This window comes from Alphaproteobacteria bacterium (assembly GCA_017308135.1).
Classification (GTDB): domain Bacteria; phylum Pseudomonadota; class Alphaproteobacteria; order CACIAM-22H2; family CACIAM-22H2; genus Tagaea.
The window spans coordinates 368,456-384,541 of record JAFKFM010000007.1 but is presented as its reverse complement, the minus strand read 5'-3'; the positions used below and the strand labels follow the sequence as shown (position 1 = coordinate 384,541).

The following is a 16,086-nucleotide window of genomic DNA, read 5'->3' as shown; positions in this document are numbered from 1 at the left end:
CCAACCCTTCGTTCGTCCCGGCTTTCGAACCGCCGGCGCCCTGTTTTAGGCGAGGCCGCGGACGAACGAAAGGGTCAGGCGAGGGCGGCGCGCTGGCGGCGCAGTTTGCGGCGCGTCAAGCTGCGCTTGGCCCAGATCCAGACGCCCGTGCCCAGCAGCCCCAACATGGCCAAGGACAGCGCCACGTTCATCAGCGCCGACCACGCGCCCGCGAAATTTCCTTCGTGGAACAGGCGCGGCAGGTTGCGCTGCATCGGCACGGCGCCGTCGCGCGTGACGGCGTAGACGCGATACTCGCCGTCTTCGACGATGCGCGCGAGATAGCGCCCGCCTTGCGGCCGCAACCATACCAGCGCCGACAGATCGCGATCGGCGCCCAGCGCTTCCACCGCCTCGCGCAGTTTGAGCGGCGGCGCTTGCGGCAATTCCGGCGGCGGACCCGCGAAGGTGATGCCGAAGGCGAGGAACAGCCCGGTCAGCGGCGACAACACGATCAGCGGCAAGGGCAGCCACGCCATCGCCTTGTGCCAGCCCGACACGGTGTTCGCGAAACGCGGCCAGCCCATCAAGACGCCGATCACCGAGACGACGAGCATCGCCGCCGTCGAAGCGGTCACCAGCCAGCCCAGATCGAGCAACAAGCGCTCGTGCAATCCGCGCATCAGACCGAAGGTCTGCGCGAGCGCCGACGCGCCATCGCGCGTTTCGCCCGTCCCGAGATCGACGACCACGCCGCCGCCGCGCCCGGTGCCCAGCGACAACGTGCCGTCATAGCTGCGCACGACCAGCGCACGCGCTTGGCCGCGCGGATCGTGCTGGTCGATTATTTCGCCCACGCGCGCGGCGTCGAGCGACCCGGGCACGATCGACGCATCGACGACCCAGGGCTCGAACGACAGCACCAAGCCGCTGACCAGAATGGCCAGAAGCGGCAGGGAAAAAGCGAGGGCGATCCAGCGGTGGAGCTTGAGATAGAGCGGTTTCATGGCCGCGACCATGCCGCGCGAAGGATGGTTACGGGGCGTTATTTGGCTACGCCCCGTAACGTTGTCATGCGCCGGGCGTTTTCTTCGCGTCGGATCTGCAGCAATCGGCGCAGTATTTCACCTGCGGCCAATCCTTCGCCCATTTCTTGCGCCAGACAAAGGGCCGCCCGCAAACGACGCAGGTCTTCGCCGGCAATTCCGATTTCTTGCGCATTTTGGGCATGGGCATTCGCGGTCATGTGAATGCCCAGAGCCTAGAGCCGCGCGCGGCCGCTTCAAGCCCGGATCGGAATCCGGTTGCCTTTCATTATCGATATCGATAATTTGCCCGGCCAGGGAGGAATCGAACCAATGGCGAAGGCTGCGCGTCCGCGCGACATCGTCTATTCGGCGCTCAAACGCCGCATCGTGCTGAACGAGATCCGTCCCGGCGAGCCGCTGACGGAACTCGGCCTCGCGAACGAACTCGAATGCAGCCAAGGCACGGTCCGCGAAGCGCTGCTGCGCTTGCAGGAGGACGGCCTCGTCCAGCGTTCGGGGCATCGCGGCACGATGGTCACCACGCTCGATCCCGACGCCGCCGAAGAAATTCTCGATCTACGCAAACGGCTCGAAACGCGCGGCGCCTTGCGTGCGGTGCGCGCCTATACGCCGGATGCCGCCGCCGAGTTGAAGGCGTTGCGCCAAGGCATGGCGGCCGCGGCCAAGCGTGGCGACGCTTACGGGCTGATCGAACTCGACATGCGCTTCCACGCGGCGATCTTCCGCCTGGCGAGCCCGCCGGTGCTGGAGCAGATCCTGATCCGCTGCATGCTGCATTCGCACCGGCAAAAGCTTTGGGCGCCGGGCCATCGCCGCAGCCTGACGCGCACCGCCGATCGCCACGACACGATCATGGAAGCGCTGGAGGCGCGCGACGGCGAACGGCTGGCGCAGGAAATCGCCCATCACCTCGACACCATCGTCGAATTGCCCGCGGCGGCGAGCCGCAAAGGAAGTGCGGCATGAGCAACGCGTTCGTTCACCCCGAAATGGCGGCGATCATGGCCGCCGGCGGCCCCGCCCCCGATTATCCGAACATGGATCTCGCCGAGGCGCGGCCGACCTTCGTGAAGTTCAATGAAGGCTGGAACGCCGATCGCCCGGCGGTCGCCGAAACGCGCGATCTTTCGATCGATCGGCCCTGGGGCAAGATGCGCGCGAAACTGCTGCGCCCGACCGCGGCGAAGAACTTGCCCGTGCTGCTCTTCGTGCATGGCGGCGGCTGGACCTTCGGCTCGATCGAATCGCATCTGGGATCGATGACGCGCCTCGCGGTCGAATCGGGTGCGGCCGTGCTCGGCATCGATTATCGCCTCGCCCCCGAGCATCCCTTCCCCGCGGCGATCGACGATACGCGCGCGGCGTTGGACGCCATCGCCGGCGGCTTGCTGGGCGACGCGGTCGACGCCTCGCGCATCGCAATCGGCGGGGATTCCGCAGGGGCCGGCATCACATTGCTGACGCTGGCGAGCCACGAATGGCGCAAGCGCGTGCGCGCCGCGTGCCTGTTCTATGGCTGCTTCACGCCGATGTTCGATACGGCCAGCCACGCGAAATTCGGCCCCGGCGGCTACGTCCTCACCTCCAAGCGCATGCGCTGGTATTGGGACAATTGGCGCGGGCCTTCGACGCTGCCGGACCTCACCGGTCTGCCCAAACTCTATCTCAGCGCGGCGGCCCTCGATCCGCTGCGCGACGAGACGCTCGACCTCGCCAATAAATTGGCCGAGGCGGGCAACGACGTCCGCTTGGACGTGTTCGCGGGCGTCTGCCACGGCTTCATGCAGATGTCGTCGAAGCTGGAACCGGCGCGCAAAGCGCATCGCGTCGCCGGGCAATTCCTCGCCGAAGCCCTCCAATAAAACAAACGGGAGAAACGCCAATGAAACGCAGAACTTTCCTCGCCGCCACGACGGCCGCGATCGCCGCCCCGGCGATCGTGAACGCGCAGGGCACGACGACCGTGCGCTGGTGGTACCATTTCGACAATCCGCAGCATTCGCCCGCCGAACTGATCGCGAAGTTCGAAGCGGCGAATCCCGGCATCAAGATCCAGGCGGAGAGCATTCCCTGGGGCGGCGGCAACGATTACTACACGCGTCTCTACGCGGCCCTCGTCGCCAATAACGCGCCCGATTGCGCGATGGTGAAGCTCGCCAATATGTCGCGCCTGCTGGAAATGCGGGCACTCGAGCCGCTCGACCAGCAGATCGGCGGCTGGGCCGACGCGTCGGACATCTCGGCCAATCTGTGGAACCTGCACAAGGCGCCGGACGGCAAGCGCTATTACGTGCCCCTGCAATACGTCGTGCTCTATCTCTACTACCGCGTCGATCTGTTCCAGCAGGCGGGCGTTGCCGCGCCGAAGACCTTCGACGAATTCCTGAAGGCGGCGCAGGCCACGACCAAGGGCGATGTGTTCGGCTTCGGCATGCGCGGCGGTGCTGGCGGCCACGACCATTGGGGCAGCTTCGTGCTCGGCGGCGGCGCCACCTTCGAAAAGGGCGGCATGGTGACGCCCAAGGCGCTGGAAGCGAACCGCTGGTTCGTGGCGCTGGGCCGCGAACACAAGGTGTTCCCACCCTCGGCGCCGAATGACGGCTTCCGCCAGATCGTGGACAACTTCAAGGCCGGCCGCACGGCGATGACGATCCACCATGTCGGCTCGGCCAACGAAATGGTCCAGGCGCTGGGCGACAAGGTTTCGGCCGTGCCCGTTCCGCGCGCCGCCGACGGCAAGGGCTGGACGTCGTTCGGCGACGAGTCGAACGCGATCTTCGCGTCGAGCCGCAACAAGGCCGCGGCGTTCCGCTGGATCAGCTGGCTGTCGACGAACGAGTCGAACGTGGAGTTCAACAAGTTCACCGGCCAGCTGACCGTGTCGAACAAGGGGGCGGCCAACTGGACGCTGCACCCGAAGCGTTTTGTCGATGCGTCCGCACAATCGCTGGCGATCGCCGACACGCTGCCCAACGTGCCCGCCACGGCGGATTTCCTGCGCACGGTGTGGCCGACCAACATGCAACGCGCGTTGCTGGGCCAGATCCAGCCCGACGACATGATGCGCGCCATCGAACGCCATTATCACGGCTGATTGGCACGGTTGATCGAAAGCCAAGGCGGGCCTCCGACGAGGCCCGCCTTGGCCGATCCGCCGCGAAAGCGAAAATGGTCTCCTCTCGTCTCACGCCTTACTACTTCTTGGCGCCCGCGATCCTCGCCACCGCGGCGATCGTGCTCTATCCCGTCGCGTCGACGCTGTGGATGAGCTTCCACGATTTCGTGCTGTTCCGGCCGCACGACGTGCCGTTCACGGGCTTGCGCAATTACCAACGCCTGCTCGCCGACGAAGCCTTCTGGATTTCGCTGTGGAATTCCTTCGTCTGGGTCGGGCTCGCGGTCGGCTTGCAATTCGCGCTCGGCATGGCCGCGGCGCTGATACTCAACGAGAGTTTCGCCTTCCGGTCCTTCGCGCGCGCCCTCGTCGTCGTGCCCTGGGCATTGCCGTCGGTCATCATCGGGCTGATGTTCACCTGGGTCTACGACTACAATCTCGGCCTTCTAAACGACATGCTGCTGCGTTTGGGCTTCATCAAATCGCCGGTCGCGTGGCTCGCAGATCCCGATATCGCGCTGTACGCCGTCATCGTGGCGCTGGTCTGGCAAGGCTTCCCGTTCTTCGCGGTCATCATCCTTGCGGGGCTTCAAGCGATCCCCGGCGATCTGCACGAAGCCGCCGAGATCGACGGCGCCACGCGCCTGCAACGCTTCCGCCATGTCGTATGGCCGGGCTTGAAGGGCGTGATCCTGACCGCCCTGCTGCTGCGCACGATTTGGGTCGCGAATTCGCTCGACGTCATCCTGGTGATGACCGGCGGCGGCCCCGGTTACGCCACGCATACGCTGCCGCTTTACGCGTTCCTGCGCGCCTATAGCGGCATGGAATTCGGCTACGGCTCGGCGCTCGCCGTCGTGCTGACGCTGTTCTTGATCTCCGTCGCGGCGTTTTATGTCCGCCGCACGATGCGCGAGGCCTTCCGATGATCGACCGCCGCTCGCGCACGCAGCGCTTCTTCGAGATCGAATTGCCGGCAGCGATCTTGATCGTGATCGCCCTCGCCCCCTATGCGTGGATGGCGATCACCTCGATCAAGCCGACGGCGGATATTGCGCGCTTCCCCGTGGTCTATTGGCCGGACGAGCCCACGCTTATCCATTACGCCGACCTGCTGGCGCGCACGACATTCCCGAAGAACCTGCTGGACTCACTCATCGTGGCCGTAAGCGCCTGCGCGCTGGGTCTGGGCCTGTCGGTGCCCGCCGCCTACGCTTTCTCGCGCTTCGGCTTCATCGGCCGCCGCTTTCTGATGACGCAGTTTCTGACCATCAACATGTTCCCGATCGTGTTGATGATCATTCCGCTGTTCGTCGCCATGCGCTCGCTCGGCTTGCTCGACACCGTGCCCGGCGTCGTGCTGGGCCACGCGACCTTCGCCATTCCCTTCGCGATCTGGATGCTGACCAGCTACCTCAACGGCATCCCGAAGGAACTGGACGAAGCCGCGATGGTCGATGGCGCCAGCCGCGTGCAGACAATCGTGAAAATCCTGCTGCCGCTCGCCGCCCCCGGCATCGTGTCGACCGGCATCTATATCTTCGTCGCGTCCTGGAACGAGTATCTCTTCGCGATGATGCTGTCGGGCCAGAACGTGCGCACCGTGACGGTCGCGTTGCAGCTGTTCATCGGCGAATACACAATCCAATGGGGATTGCTCACCGCCGGCGGCACGCTGGTGGCGCTGCCCGTCACGCTTCTGTTCCTTTTCGTGCAACGACACTTGATCGGCGGGCTGACCGCCGGAGCCGTGAAATCATGACCAACAAAATAGGCGTCATCTCGATGTTCTACGCGCGGCCCTTCGGCCGGGCGAATTTCGGCACCTTCGCGCAAGCGCGCGCGTCGGGCATGGAGTTCATGGAACTTCTCGTCCCCGAGCCGGGCGAACTCGACGCGCGCGAAACCAAGGTGGCCGCCGCCGAGCACGGGCTCGATCTCGTTTTCGCGGCACGCGTCAATCTTCAGCGCGATCTCGCCAGCCCCGACGAAGCGGCACGCAAGGCCGGTCTCGCCTATCTGCACTTTTGCGTCGACGAAGCGGTCGCCTATGGCGTCAAGATCGTCGGCGGCCCGCTTTATGGGGCACCGTTGGTTTTCGCGGGCCGTCCGCCCGCCCCGGTCGACGCGGATGCGCGCAAGCGCCGCTTCGATTGGGTCGTGAACGGATTGAAGGACGCCGCCGCCTATGCCGCCGACAAGGGCGTGATCCTCGGCCTCGAACCGCTCAACCGTTTCGAAACGGATATCGCCAACACGACCGAGCATGCGCTGGAGATCGTCGATGCCGTCGGCAACAAGGCGCTGGGCGCGATGCTCGACACGTTCCACATGAATATGGAAGACCGCGACATCGCCGCCGCGATCCGCAAGGCGGGCAAGCGCATGGTCCATTTCCAGGCCAACGAGAATCATCGCGGCTTCGTGGGCGACGGCCATATCGATTGGCCGTCGGTCGCGCGCGCCATCGTCGCGGTCGGCTACACGGGCCCGATCACGCTGGAGCCGTTCCGCCGCGACGACGTGCCGGCGGGTACGTGCGTCGCCCAATGGCGCGCGCCCCATCGCAACGAAGACGCGGAATTGGCCGCGAGCGGCGCCTATTTGCGCGCGGCATTGGACTCGGCCAGGAGGGCCGCATGAGCAATCTACGGATCGGTTGGATCGGCTGCGGCACGCATGCCGGGGAAATGCTGCTGCCCCATCTCGTGCGCCATAACGTGACGCTGGCGGGGCTGTGCGACAAAAGCCCCGACAATCTGGCCCGCATCGCGCGCAGCTACGGCGTGTCGGCCGAGAATTGCACCGACGACGCGGCCAAGCTGATCGCGCGCCAGGATATCGACGCGATCGGCATGGCGATCGGCCCGGCAGCCCATGTGGAACTGGGCTGCGCGGCGCTGGAACGGGGCTTGCCCGTGTTCATGGAGAAGCCGCCGGGCGGCGACGTGGCGGGGGCCAAGCGCCTGCAAGCGGCGGCGGAGAAATCGGGCAAGCCGCTCGTCCTCGGTTTCATGAAGCGTTATTCGACCGCCAACCGCATCGCGATCAACATCGTGAAGGGCGGACAATTCGGCGCGCCGGCCAGCTTCCTGGGCCAGTACATGACCGCACCCACCTATTTCACCAAGGACCCGGATTATACGGGCTTCTATCTGCATCATTGCGTGCACTACATGGACCTGGTGCCGCATTTGATGGGCAAGCCGGTCGAGTTGCTGGCGCGCCGTCACGAATTGGCGCCCGGCAAATTGCTGCTGCATGTCGATTTCAAATTCGACAATGGCGGCCTCGCCACGCTGGTGATGGGCACGCATCAATCGCGTGCCACGCCGATGGAATGGTGGCAGGTGATGGGCGATCACAAGCGCGTGGAAGTGCGCAACGTCCATGAGGTCCGTTACTTCCGCGCGCCCGAGTTCAAGGTGTCGCGCAAGGAAGCGACACTCGACGACGCCGTCGATACGCTGGTGTGGGAGCCGAACCTGACGGTCGCGGCGAACGAAGACCATAAGGGTTATCACGCCATTCTCGGCGACTTCCTGGCCGCCGTGCGCGGCGAGAAGGTCGATGTGCCGGGTATTGCGGACGGTGTGGCCGCCATGCGAATTCTGGAGGCGATGATTTCATCTTCGGCCTCTGGAAAGCCCATCGCCCTATGAACAGCCCCCAATGAAACGATTATCGCGCGCGACCCTCGCCAATCTTCCGGCCCAAGTTTCGCGGCCGAAATTCGACCCGGCCAAGCTCGCGCGCGGCATCGTCCATCTGGGGTGTGGTGCCTTCCACCGCGCCCATCAGGCTTGGTACACGCAGCGCGCCATCGAAGCCGCCGGTGGCGATTGGGGCATTACGGGTGCGAGTCTGCGCGGCCTCGACGTTCCCGCCCAGTTGAACCCGCAAGACGGGCTCTATGGCGTGCTGGTGCTCGACGACGATAAGCGCCGCGTCGAGATCATGGGCGTGATCGGCGAAGTGCTGCACGCTCCCAGCGATCCCGCCGCGTTGATCGCACGCATCGGCGACATGTCGACGCGCATCGTGTCCTCGACCGTCACCGAGAAGGGTTATTGCCACATCCCGGCGACCGGCGATCTGGATGTTCGGCATCCCGATATCGTCGCCGACCTCGCCGATCCCGAACGCCCGCGCTCGGCCATCGGCATTCTGGTTGCCGGCCTCGCCCGCGCGCGCGCTGCGGGCCATGCGCCGCCGACGGTGCTGTGTTGCGACAACCTGCCGTCCAACGGCCGCGTGGTCGCGAGGCTCGCCGCGCAATATGCGGGTCTGCGCGATGCGAAGCTGCGCGACTGGATCGAGCGCAACGTCGCCTTCCCCTGCACGATGATCGACCGCATCGTGCCTGCAACCACCGACGACGACCGCAAAACGGCCGCCGCGATTACCGGCGTCGACGATCAAGGCTTGGTGGTGGCCGAGCCCTTCGCCCAATGGGTGATCGAGGACAAGTTCGGCGGCCCGCGCCCCGCCTGGGACCAAGCGGGCGCCCAGATCGTGCCGGACGTCGCCCCCTATGAACGTGCGAAGCTGCGACTGCTGAATGGTGCCCATTCGGCGCTGGCCTATCGCGGTCTCGCCAAAGGCCACACGACGGTCGCCGAGGCGATCGCCGATCCCGAATTGCGCGCCGCGACACGCGCGATCATGCGCGAGGCGGCGGCAACGCTCGCCCCCGTGCCCGGCCTCGATCTCGACGCCTATGCCGACGCGCTGTGCGCGCGTTTCGCCAATCGCGGCATCCGCCATCGCCTGATCCAAATCGCGATGGATGGCTCGCAAAAACTGCCGCAGCGTTTGCTCGGCACGATTTCGGAAAATTTGTCGGCGGGACGCGACGCGCCCGAGGCGATCAAAGCCGTCGCCGCCTGGATCGGCCATGTCCGCCGCGAAGGGACGAAACTTCAAGACCCGCTGGCCGCGACACTGACCGCTTTGCGCGGCCTCGACGATTTCTTGGCCTGCGAAGCGGTGTTCGGCAGGGAATTGCCGAAGAACCCGCGTTTCACGACGCCGCTGCGCGCCCTCGTCGCCTAACCGACGCCGCGCCGAAAAATGGAAACCATGTTCGTACACCTATAAACCGCTGGCACATCACTTGCGAGAACCACCTTGGGTGGGGTAGGTGCGGCCATGGTTATTCGTAGTTCGGAAGGCGATCGGCAGTTTCGCGCGTTGGTGAAGCTGCTCGGTGGGTTGGTCGGCGAAACGGTTCGCGCGCATGACGGGGAAGCGGCGTATTCCGCCGTCGAATCTTTGCGTACCGGTTTCGTCGAGTTGCGGCGCGGCGGCGAGCCCAAAGCGGCGGAGGTCGCGCGCCTCGCCGCCGGTTTGCGCAAAATCGAGGCGGCCGATGCCACGTTATTGGCCCGCGCCTTCGCGCTGTTCTTCGCGGTCGTGAACATCGCCGAGGAAGCCTGGCGCGCCGCCGAGCGCGGTACGGAGACCGAGGCGTGGCCGCGTTCCTTCCCCGATACGCTGGCCCAGCTCGGCGCGCATGCCACGCCGAAGAAGATCGCCGCCGCCTTGCCGAAAATGTCGCTGATGCCGGTGATGACCGCGCATCCGACCGAGGCGCGGCGCCAATCGGTGCAGCGCGGCCATCGCCGGCTTTACGAACTGGTCATGCAGTTGGTGACGCTCGATCCGCGCACAGCGCCGCATGCGCGCGCGCTGGACGCGATCAAGGGCGAGATCGCGACCTTGTGGAAGACCGACACGGTGCGCGCCGACAAGTTGACCGTGGCCGACGAAGTCGCCAACGGCTTGCTGTTCTTCCGCGCCGCCCTTTACGACGCGGTGGCGGATTCGTTGCGTGCACTGGACGCCGCGACCGGCCAAGCGCCCCACGGCCTGATCGCGTTCGGGTCATGGATCGGCGGCGATCGCGACGGCAACCCGAACGTCACCTCGCGCACCACGCTGTTCGCGATGCGCGCGCAATCGCGCGAGGTCTTGCGCGAGTATCTGCGCCGCGTCGATGCGATGGCCGAGCGCCTGACGCAATCGCAGGCCTATATCCGCCTGCTCGACGATTTCGCGAAGAGCCTCGCCGCCGACGACAAGCGCTACGCCACCGCGACCTTCGCGGGCCAAACGCATGTGCTGGCGCGCGAGCCCTATCGGCGCAAGATCGCCTATATGCGTTTGCGCCTCGCCAAGCGCCTTGCTTGGACCGAAGCGAAGATCGCGGGCAACGACGATCTGCCTTTGCCCGACGAAGCCTATCCCGACGCCGCCAGCTTCGCCGCCGATGTGACGGCGCTGCGCAAGGCGCTGGTCCATGACGGCGATCGTTATCTTTCGTCGGGCGCGCTGCTCGATCTCGAGCGGCTCGTCGGCGTGTTCGGCTTCCATCTGGCGCGTTTGGACGTGCGCCAGGAATCCAAACGCCACCGCAAGGCGGTGAGCGAACTCGTCGCCGGTCTGCCGGGCCTGCCCGATTACGAAACGCTGGACGAGGAACAACGCCTCGATCTGCTCGACGATCTGATCGCGCGGCCGGGCCCGGTTTTGCTGATGGGCCCCAAACTGTCGGCGGAGACCGAGGAGATATTGGCGACTCTCAACGCCGTCGCCACGCTGCACGCCGAACTCGGGCCGCTCGCCATCGAGACTTATGTGATCTCGATGGCCGATCGCGCCAGCGCGGTGCTGGAGGTGCAGTTCCTGGCGAAGCTCGCAGGACTTGCGGGCAAACTGCGCGTGGCGCCGTTGTTCGAAACCATCGCTGATCTGCGCGCCGGGCCGGGTATCTTGCGCGCGTTGCTCGCCCGCCCCGGCTATCGCGCGTTGCTGGATGCGGCCGGCGGCACGCAGGAAATCATGCTCGGCTATTCGGATTCCTGCAAAGACGGCGGCATTCTCGCCTCCGGCTGGGCGCTGCATTCCGCGCAGACCGAACTCGCGCGCGTGTTCGACGCGGCCAAAGTGCCCTACGTGTTGTTCCACGGCCGCGGCGGCAGCCATGCGCGCGGCGGCGGCCCGACGCATGATTCGATCCTCGCCGGCCCGCGCGAGGCCGCGAACGGACGCATCAAATTCACCGAACAGGGCGAAGTGCTCTCGTTCAAATATTCGAACCGCGACACGGCGGCGTACGAGCTCACCGTTGCACTCTCGGGCCTTCTGAAGAAGACACTCGGCCCGCCCTATCGCAAGGGGGCACGCCCCGCCGATTGGGAACGCGCGATGGCGCGGCTGGCCGAATTGGGCGAAGAAGCCTATCGCGATCTGGTCGCGACACCGGGCTTCCTCGACTATTTCTACGAGACCACGCCGGTCGACGAATTGGGCGGGCTCAATATCGGGTCGCGCCCGTCGCACCGCCCGCAAGCCGGGCGCGACATCCGCGCGATCCGCGCCATTCCCTGGGTGTTCGGCTGGTCGCTCGCCCGCCTCGCCTTGCCCGCGTGGTACGGGATCGGTACGGCGATCGAAGCCTTCGCCAAGGAATCGCCCGCCAATCTGCGTTTGCTCAAACGCATGCATCGCGATTGGCCGTTCTTCCGCAATCTCGTCGACAATGTCGCGATGGCGGAAGCCAAGGCGTCGCTGCCCGTCGCCAAGCTCTACCAGCCGCTCGCGCGCGACGCCGCCAGCGCCAAGCGCGTGTTCGAAATGATTTCGGACGAGCTCGCGCTGACCGCCAAGGCCCTGAAGCGCGTGGCGGGCGCGTCGCCGCTCGCCGCCAACCCGTCGCTCGCCTTGTCGCTCGAACGGCGCAAACCCTATCTCGACGCGATGAACGCGCTGCAGGCCGTGCTGCTGACCAAGCTGCGCGACGGCGGGGGTGCGGATTGGCGCCATCCGCTGCTGCTGACCGTCAACGCCATCGCCGCGGGCATGCGCAACACGGGCTAAAGCGCCAACGGGATGGCGCCGCCGGTCTTGACCTGCTCCATCACCATATAGGTCCGCGTTTCGCGGATATGGGGCACGTCGACCAGCGTGCGGCCCAGGAAGTCGCGATAGGCTTCCATGTCGCGCACGCGCACTTTCAGCAGATAGTCGAAGCCGCCCGCGACCATGTGGCATTCGATCACTTCGCGCTGGGCTTTGATCTTCGCCGCGAATTCGGCGAACGCCTCGGACGAGGTGCGGTCGATCGACACTTCGAGGAAGACGAGCAGGCCCGCCCCCAGCCGGTTCGCGTCCAACTCCGCGCGATAGCCTTGGATATAGCCGTCGCGTTCCAAGCGCCGCACGCGTTCCAAGCACGGCGTGGGGCTCAACCCCACGCGCCTGGCGAGGTCGACATTGGTGATCCGCGCTTCGTGTTGGAGCGCGTCCAAAATCTGCAAATCGATAGCGTCCATATCCAGATATTTACCTGTTTAGAAGATTGAAAACGGAATTTTTCTCTATCTTGCTTAAATATAACGGATATGTAGCCTAACGATACTATATTTAGCAGGATATCCGAATGCCCTTCCCCTTCGCGCCCGACAAGCTTCTGCCGGAAGAAGCCGCACTCAATCGCCTCGCCGCCACCGCCGCTTTGCCCCCGGCACTGGCCGAGAAAGTGGCGCGCGAAGCGCTCGACCTCGCCGGGCGTTTGCGGGCCGAAGGCGGCAAGCGTTTGGGTGTGGAAACCTTCCTTGCCGAGTTCGAACTTTCGACCGCCGAGGGCGTGGCGCTGATGTGCTTGGCGGAAGCGCTGCTGCGCATCCCCGACAAGGCGACGATCGACGCGCTGATCGGCGACAAGCTGGGCGCGCCCGATTGGGACAAGCATCTCGGCCACGCGGACTCGGTTTTGGTGAACGCCTCGGCCTGGGGCTTGGCACTGACCGGACGTTTCCTCGATTGGACGGGGGACAGCCACGGCGGCGCCGGCGATCTGCTGCGCCGCGCGCTGGGGCGATTGGGGGCGCCGGTGTTGCGCCGCGCGATCGAAGCGGCGATGCGCATCATGGGCCAGCAATTCGTGATGGGCGAAACGATCGACGCCGCCTTGTCGCGCGCCGCGCAAGCGCCCGCCCATCACACCCATTCCTTCGACATGCTGGGCGAGGCCGCGAAAACCGCCGACGATGCCGCGCGCTATTTCGCCAGCTACAAAGCCGCAATCGCGGCCATCGCGGCGAAGGCGCAAGGACGCGATCCGCGCCGCAATCCCGGCATTTCGGTGAAACTCTCGGCCCTGCATTCGCGTTACGAGCCCGCGTTGCGCGCGCGGGCTTTCGATGAACTTCTGCCGCGCCTGTCGGCCTTGGCCGAACATGCCGCGCAAGCCGGAATCAATTTCACCGTCGATGCCGAGGAAGCCGACCGGCTCGTGCTGTCGCTCGAACTTTTCGAAGCGCTGGCGCGCGATAAGCGGCTCGACGGCTGGGACGGACTCGGCCTCGCGGTCCAAGCGTATCAAAAGCGCGCCGTCGGCGTGTGCGCATGGCTCGGCGATCTCGCGCGCGACGCCAGGCGGCGCTTCATAGTGCGCCTGGTCAAAGGCGCCTATTGGGACAGCGAGATCAAATGGGCGCAGGAGCGCGGGCTTTCCGACTATCCCGTTTTCGTGCGCAAACCGGCGACCGATCTTTCCTATCGCGCCTGCGCGATAAGGCTGCTGGCCGCGAAGGGCGCGATCTACGGCCAATTCGCGACGCATAATCCGCGCAGCGCGCTCGAAATCCTGGCGCTGGCCGATGGCCGCGACGATTTCGAATTCCAGAAGCTGCACGGCATGGGCGACGGGCTATACGACGCGTTGGGTTCGCGCGCCCGCGTACGCGTCTATGCGCCCGTGGGCGCCCATCGCGATCTGCTGCCCTATCTCGTGCGGCGCTTGTTGGAAAACGGCGCCAACACATCCTTCATCCACCAGATCAAAGACAATTCCGTGCCGCTCGGCGATATCGTCGCCGATCCGGAAACGGCACTCGCGCGCACGACCAAACCGGTGCGTCTTCCGGCGGCGATGTTCGCCGACCGCAAGAATTCGGCGGGCTACGATCTCGCCGACGATAAGGTGCGCGGCGAACTTGTCGCGGCGATTGGCGCGTTGAACCTGGGCCCTGCTCCGGCCGAAACGCCGGTCGCGGCGGAAATCGAAACCGCGGCGCATGGTTTCGTCGCGTGGTCCAAACGATCCGTCGCGGATCGTGCGGCCATTCTGGAACGCGCCGCCGATCTGTTCGAAGCCAACGGCAAGGAATTGATCGCCGCCATCGTGCGCGAAGGCTTCCGCACAATTCCCGACGCGGTGTCGGAACTGCGCGAGGCGGTCGATTTCCTGCGCTATTACGCGAGCGAAGCGCGGCGGGTTTGCGGCACCCAAACGCTGCCCGGCCCGACGGGCGAGCGCAATACGCTCGCCCTCGGCGGGCGCGGCGTGTTCGCCTGTGTTTCGCCGTGGAACTTCCCGTTGGCGATCTTTACGGGCCAGATCGCGGCGGCTTTGGCCGTGGGCAACAGCGTCGTCGCCAAGCCCGCCCCGCAAACGCCGCAAATCGCCGCGCGCGCCGTCGCCTTGCTGCACGAAGCCGGAATCCCGCGCGACGTGCTGCGCTTGGTTATCGGCGGGCCGAAGATCGGCCAGGCTTTGATCGAGGATCCGCGCATCGCCGGTGTCGCCTTCACCGGATCGACCGCGACGGCGCAAACGATCAATCGCGCACTTGCCGCCAAGAACGGGCCGATCGTGCCGCTGATCGCGGAGACGGGCGGCGTCAACGCGATGATCGCCGATAGCTCGGCGTTGACCGAGCAACTCGTCAACGACGCGATCGTCTCCGCCTTCCAAAGTGCGGGCCAGCGCTGCTCGGCTTTGCGCCTGCTGTTCGTGCAGGAAGATGCCGCCGACCGCACGATCGCGATGCTGAAGGGCGCCATGGCGGAATTGCGCCTGGGCGATGCGGGCGATCCCGCGACCGATATCGGGCCGGTGATCGATGCTGACGCGAAGGCGAAGCTCGACGCGTATCTCGCCGATAACCGCGCGCGGATCGTCGCGCAAAGCGCGGCCGTGCCGCCCGGCAATTTCGTGCCGCCAACGCTGCTCGACGTGACGCTGGCCAACGCCCCGACGCGCGAGATTTTCGGGCCGATCCTGCATCTCGTGCGCTGGCGCCAAGATCGCCTCGACGACGTTCTCGCCGCGATCGCGGGCACGGGCTACGGCCTGACGCTCGGCATCCATTCGCGGTTGGAAAGTTTCCAGGCCCGTGTGCGCGCGGCGCTTTCGGTCGGCAATATCTACGTCAACCGTTCGACCATCGGCGCCGTCGTCGGCGTGCAGCCTTTCGGCGGGCATGGGCTTTCGGGCACAGGGCCGAAAGCGGGGGGCCCGAATTATCTGGCGCGCTTCGGCGTCGAAACGACGCTCAGCGTCAACACCGCCGCCGTCGGCGGCGATGTCGCGTTGATGGCTGGCGGGCGATGACCGGCATCGTCGAGATCATCGAGTTCTGGGCGCAAGCCGGACGCGACGAAAATTGGTTTTCGAAAAATCCGGCCTTCGACGCGGCGTTCCGCGAGCGATTTCTCGGCGCGCACGAAGTCGCCGCCGCCGGGGCCAACGAAGAATGGCTCGGTTCGCCCGACGGCGCCTTGGCGCTTTTGATTTTGACCGATCAGTTTCCGCGCAATGCTTTTCGGGGAACGGCGCGCATGTACGCGACCGATGCGCTGGCGCGGCGCTACGCGCGCGCGTCGATCGACGCGGGCTATTTCCTGAAAGTGCCGCCGGAGATGCGGCTGTTCCTCGCTTTGCCCTTCGCGCATTCGGAAGATGCGGCCGATCAGGAGATCAGCGTGGCGCTCAATGCCGCTTTGGGCGAGCCGTATCTGACCCACGCCAAAGGCCATCGCGACATCGTGCGGCGCTTCGGCCGTTTCCCGCATCGAAACGAAATTCTCGGCCGCGTTTCCACGCAAGCGGAGATCGACTTCCTCGCGACAGGTGGCTTCGCGGGTTAGTTCGGC

At 65.6% G+C, this 16,086-nt stretch carries 14 protein-coding genes; 11 read left to right on the top strand and 3 right to left on the bottom strand.

What is annotated here, in order from left to right; translation table 11 throughout:
- Positions 1-74 precede the first annotated feature (74 nt).
- Both J0H39_06280 and J0H39_06275 read right to left on the bottom strand, forming a co-directional pair.
- Complete coding sequence (locus tag J0H39_06280; protein ID MBN9496342.1) at positions 75-986, bottom strand: PepSY domain-containing protein; 912 nt, start codon at positions 984-986, stop codon at positions 75-77.
- Positions 987-1,050: 64 nt separating this feature from the next.
- Positions 1,051-1,209 (bottom strand): DUF2256 domain-containing protein, encoded by a 159-nt coding sequence (locus tag J0H39_06275; protein MBN9496341.1) that lies wholly within the window; start codon positions 1,207-1,209, stop codon positions 1,051-1,053.
- Positions 1,210-1,337: 128 nt separating this feature from the next.
- Here J0H39_06275 and J0H39_06270 point away from each other — a divergent pair, with 128 nt between their 5' ends.
- From J0H39_06270 to ppc, 9 genes are all read left to right on the top strand, one after another.
- A complete protein-coding gene (locus J0H39_06270) occupies positions 1,338-1,994 on the top strand; it encodes a GntR family transcriptional regulator (GenBank protein ID MBN9496340.1) in 657 nt (218 codons plus the stop codon).
- On the top strand, positions 1,991-2,890 hold the full coding sequence (locus J0H39_06265) for an alpha/beta hydrolase (GenBank protein MBN9496339.1): 900 nt from the start codon (positions 1,991-1,993) through the stop codon (positions 2,888-2,890). Before J0H39_06270 ends, J0H39_06265 begins: the two co-directional genes overlap by 4 nt.
- Positions 2,891-2,910: 20 nt before the next feature.
- Positions 2,911-4,122 (top strand): sugar ABC transporter substrate-binding protein, encoded by a 1,212-nt coding sequence (locus tag J0H39_06260; protein ID MBN9496338.1) that lies wholly within the window; start codon positions 2,911-2,913, stop codon positions 4,120-4,122.
- 74 nt (positions 4,123-4,196) lie between these two features.
- A complete protein-coding gene (locus tag J0H39_06255) occupies positions 4,197-5,072 on the top strand; it encodes a sugar ABC transporter permease (protein ID MBN9496337.1) in 876 nt (291 codons plus the stop codon).
- The gene (locus J0H39_06250) at positions 5,069-5,905 is read left to right on the top strand and encodes a carbohydrate ABC transporter permease (protein MBN9496336.1); all 837 of its coding nucleotides are present in this window, start codon (positions 5,069-5,071) and stop codon (positions 5,903-5,905) included. Before J0H39_06255 ends, J0H39_06250 begins: the two co-directional genes overlap by 4 nt.
- Positions 5,902-6,786: a sugar phosphate isomerase/epimerase gene (locus J0H39_06245; GenBank protein MBN9496335.1), complete on the top strand. Its 885-nt coding sequence runs from the start codon at positions 5,902-5,904 to the stop codon at positions 6,784-6,786. The genes J0H39_06250 and J0H39_06245 overlap by 4 nt, the downstream gene beginning before the upstream one ends.
- Complete coding sequence (locus tag J0H39_06240) at positions 6,783-7,805, top strand: Gfo/Idh/MocA family oxidoreductase (protein ID MBN9496334.1); 1,023 nt, start codon at positions 6,783-6,785, stop codon at positions 7,803-7,805. Before J0H39_06245 ends, J0H39_06240 begins: the two co-directional genes overlap by 4 nt.
- A 10-nt stretch (positions 7,806-7,815) precedes the next feature.
- On the top strand, positions 7,816-9,198 hold the full coding sequence (locus J0H39_06235) for a mannitol dehydrogenase family protein (protein ID MBN9496333.1): 1,383 nt from the start codon (positions 7,816-7,818) through the stop codon (positions 9,196-9,198).
- Positions 9,199-9,294: 96 nt separating this feature from the next.
- Entirely contained in the window at positions 9,295-12,024 is a 2,730-nt protein-coding gene (gene ppc / locus J0H39_06230) for a phosphoenolpyruvate carboxylase (protein ID MBN9496332.1), read from the top strand.
- Here the strand turns inward: ppc and J0H39_06225 are convergent.
- Complete coding sequence (locus J0H39_06225; protein MBN9496331.1) at positions 12,021-12,479, bottom strand: Lrp/AsnC ligand binding domain-containing protein; 459 nt, start codon at positions 12,477-12,479, stop codon at positions 12,021-12,023. The two genes, ppc and J0H39_06225, sit on opposite strands and share 4 nt — an antisense overlap.
- 107 nt (positions 12,480-12,586) lie before the next feature.
- Here J0H39_06225 and J0H39_06220 point away from each other — a divergent pair, with 107 nt between their 5' ends.
- Together J0H39_06220 and J0H39_06215 are read left to right on the top strand one after the other, a co-directional pair.
- Positions 12,587-15,544 carry an L-glutamate gamma-semialdehyde dehydrogenase gene (locus tag J0H39_06220; GenBank protein ID MBN9496330.1) on the top strand — a complete coding sequence of 986 codons (2,958 nt, stop codon included), beginning with the start codon at positions 12,587-12,589 and terminating at the stop codon, positions 15,542-15,544.
- Positions 15,541-16,080 (top strand): DUF924 family protein, encoded by a 540-nt coding sequence (locus J0H39_06215; GenBank protein ID MBN9496329.1) that lies wholly within the window; start codon positions 15,541-15,543, stop codon positions 16,078-16,080. Before J0H39_06220 ends, J0H39_06215 begins: the two co-directional genes overlap by 4 nt.
- The last annotated feature ends 6 nt before the right edge of the window (positions 16,081-16,086 follow it).

Excerpts from the sequence above, each read along its gene's own strand:
- J0H39_06280 (MBN9496342.1), bottom strand. The coding sequence starts at position 986 with ATGAAACCGCTCTATCTCAAGCTCCACCGCTGGATCGCCCTCGCTTTT.
- J0H39_06275 (MBN9496341.1), bottom strand. The coding sequence starts at position 1,209 with ATGCCCAAAATGCGCAAGAAATCGGAATTGCCGGCGAAGACCTGCGTC.
- J0H39_06270 (MBN9496340.1), top strand. The coding sequence starts at position 1,338 with ATGGCGAAGGCTGCGCGTCCGCGCGACATCGTCTATTCGGCGCTCAAA.
- J0H39_06265 (MBN9496339.1), top strand. The coding sequence starts at position 1,991 with ATGAGCAACGCGTTCGTTCACCCCGAAATGGCGGCGATCATGGCCGCC.
- J0H39_06260 (MBN9496338.1), top strand. The coding sequence starts at position 2,911 with ATGAAACGCAGAACTTTCCTCGCCGCCACGACGGCCGCGATCGCCGCC.
- J0H39_06255 (MBN9496337.1), top strand. The coding sequence starts at position 4,197 with ATGGTCTCCTCTCGTCTCACGCCTTACTACTTCTTGGCGCCCGCGATC.
- J0H39_06250 (MBN9496336.1), top strand. The coding sequence starts at position 5,069 with ATGATCGACCGCCGCTCGCGCACGCAGCGCTTCTTCGAGATCGAATTG.
- J0H39_06245 (MBN9496335.1), top strand. The coding sequence starts at position 5,902 with ATGACCAACAAAATAGGCGTCATCTCGATGTTCTACGCGCGGCCCTTC.
- J0H39_06240 (MBN9496334.1), top strand. The coding sequence starts at position 6,783 with ATGAGCAATCTACGGATCGGTTGGATCGGCTGCGGCACGCATGCCGGG.
- J0H39_06235 (MBN9496333.1), top strand. The coding sequence starts at position 7,816 with ATGAAACGATTATCGCGCGCGACCCTCGCCAATCTTCCGGCCCAAGTT.
- ppc (MBN9496332.1), top strand. The coding sequence starts at position 9,295 with ATGGTTATTCGTAGTTCGGAAGGCGATCGGCAGTTTCGCGCGTTGGTG.
- J0H39_06225 (MBN9496331.1), bottom strand. The coding sequence starts at position 12,479 with ATGGACGCTATCGATTTGCAGATTTTGGACGCGCTCCAACACGAAGCG.
- J0H39_06220 (MBN9496330.1), top strand. The coding sequence starts at position 12,587 with ATGCCCTTCCCCTTCGCGCCCGACAAGCTTCTGCCGGAAGAAGCCGCA.
- J0H39_06215 (MBN9496329.1), top strand. The coding sequence starts at position 15,541 with ATGACCGGCATCGTCGAGATCATCGAGTTCTGGGCGCAAGCCGGACGC.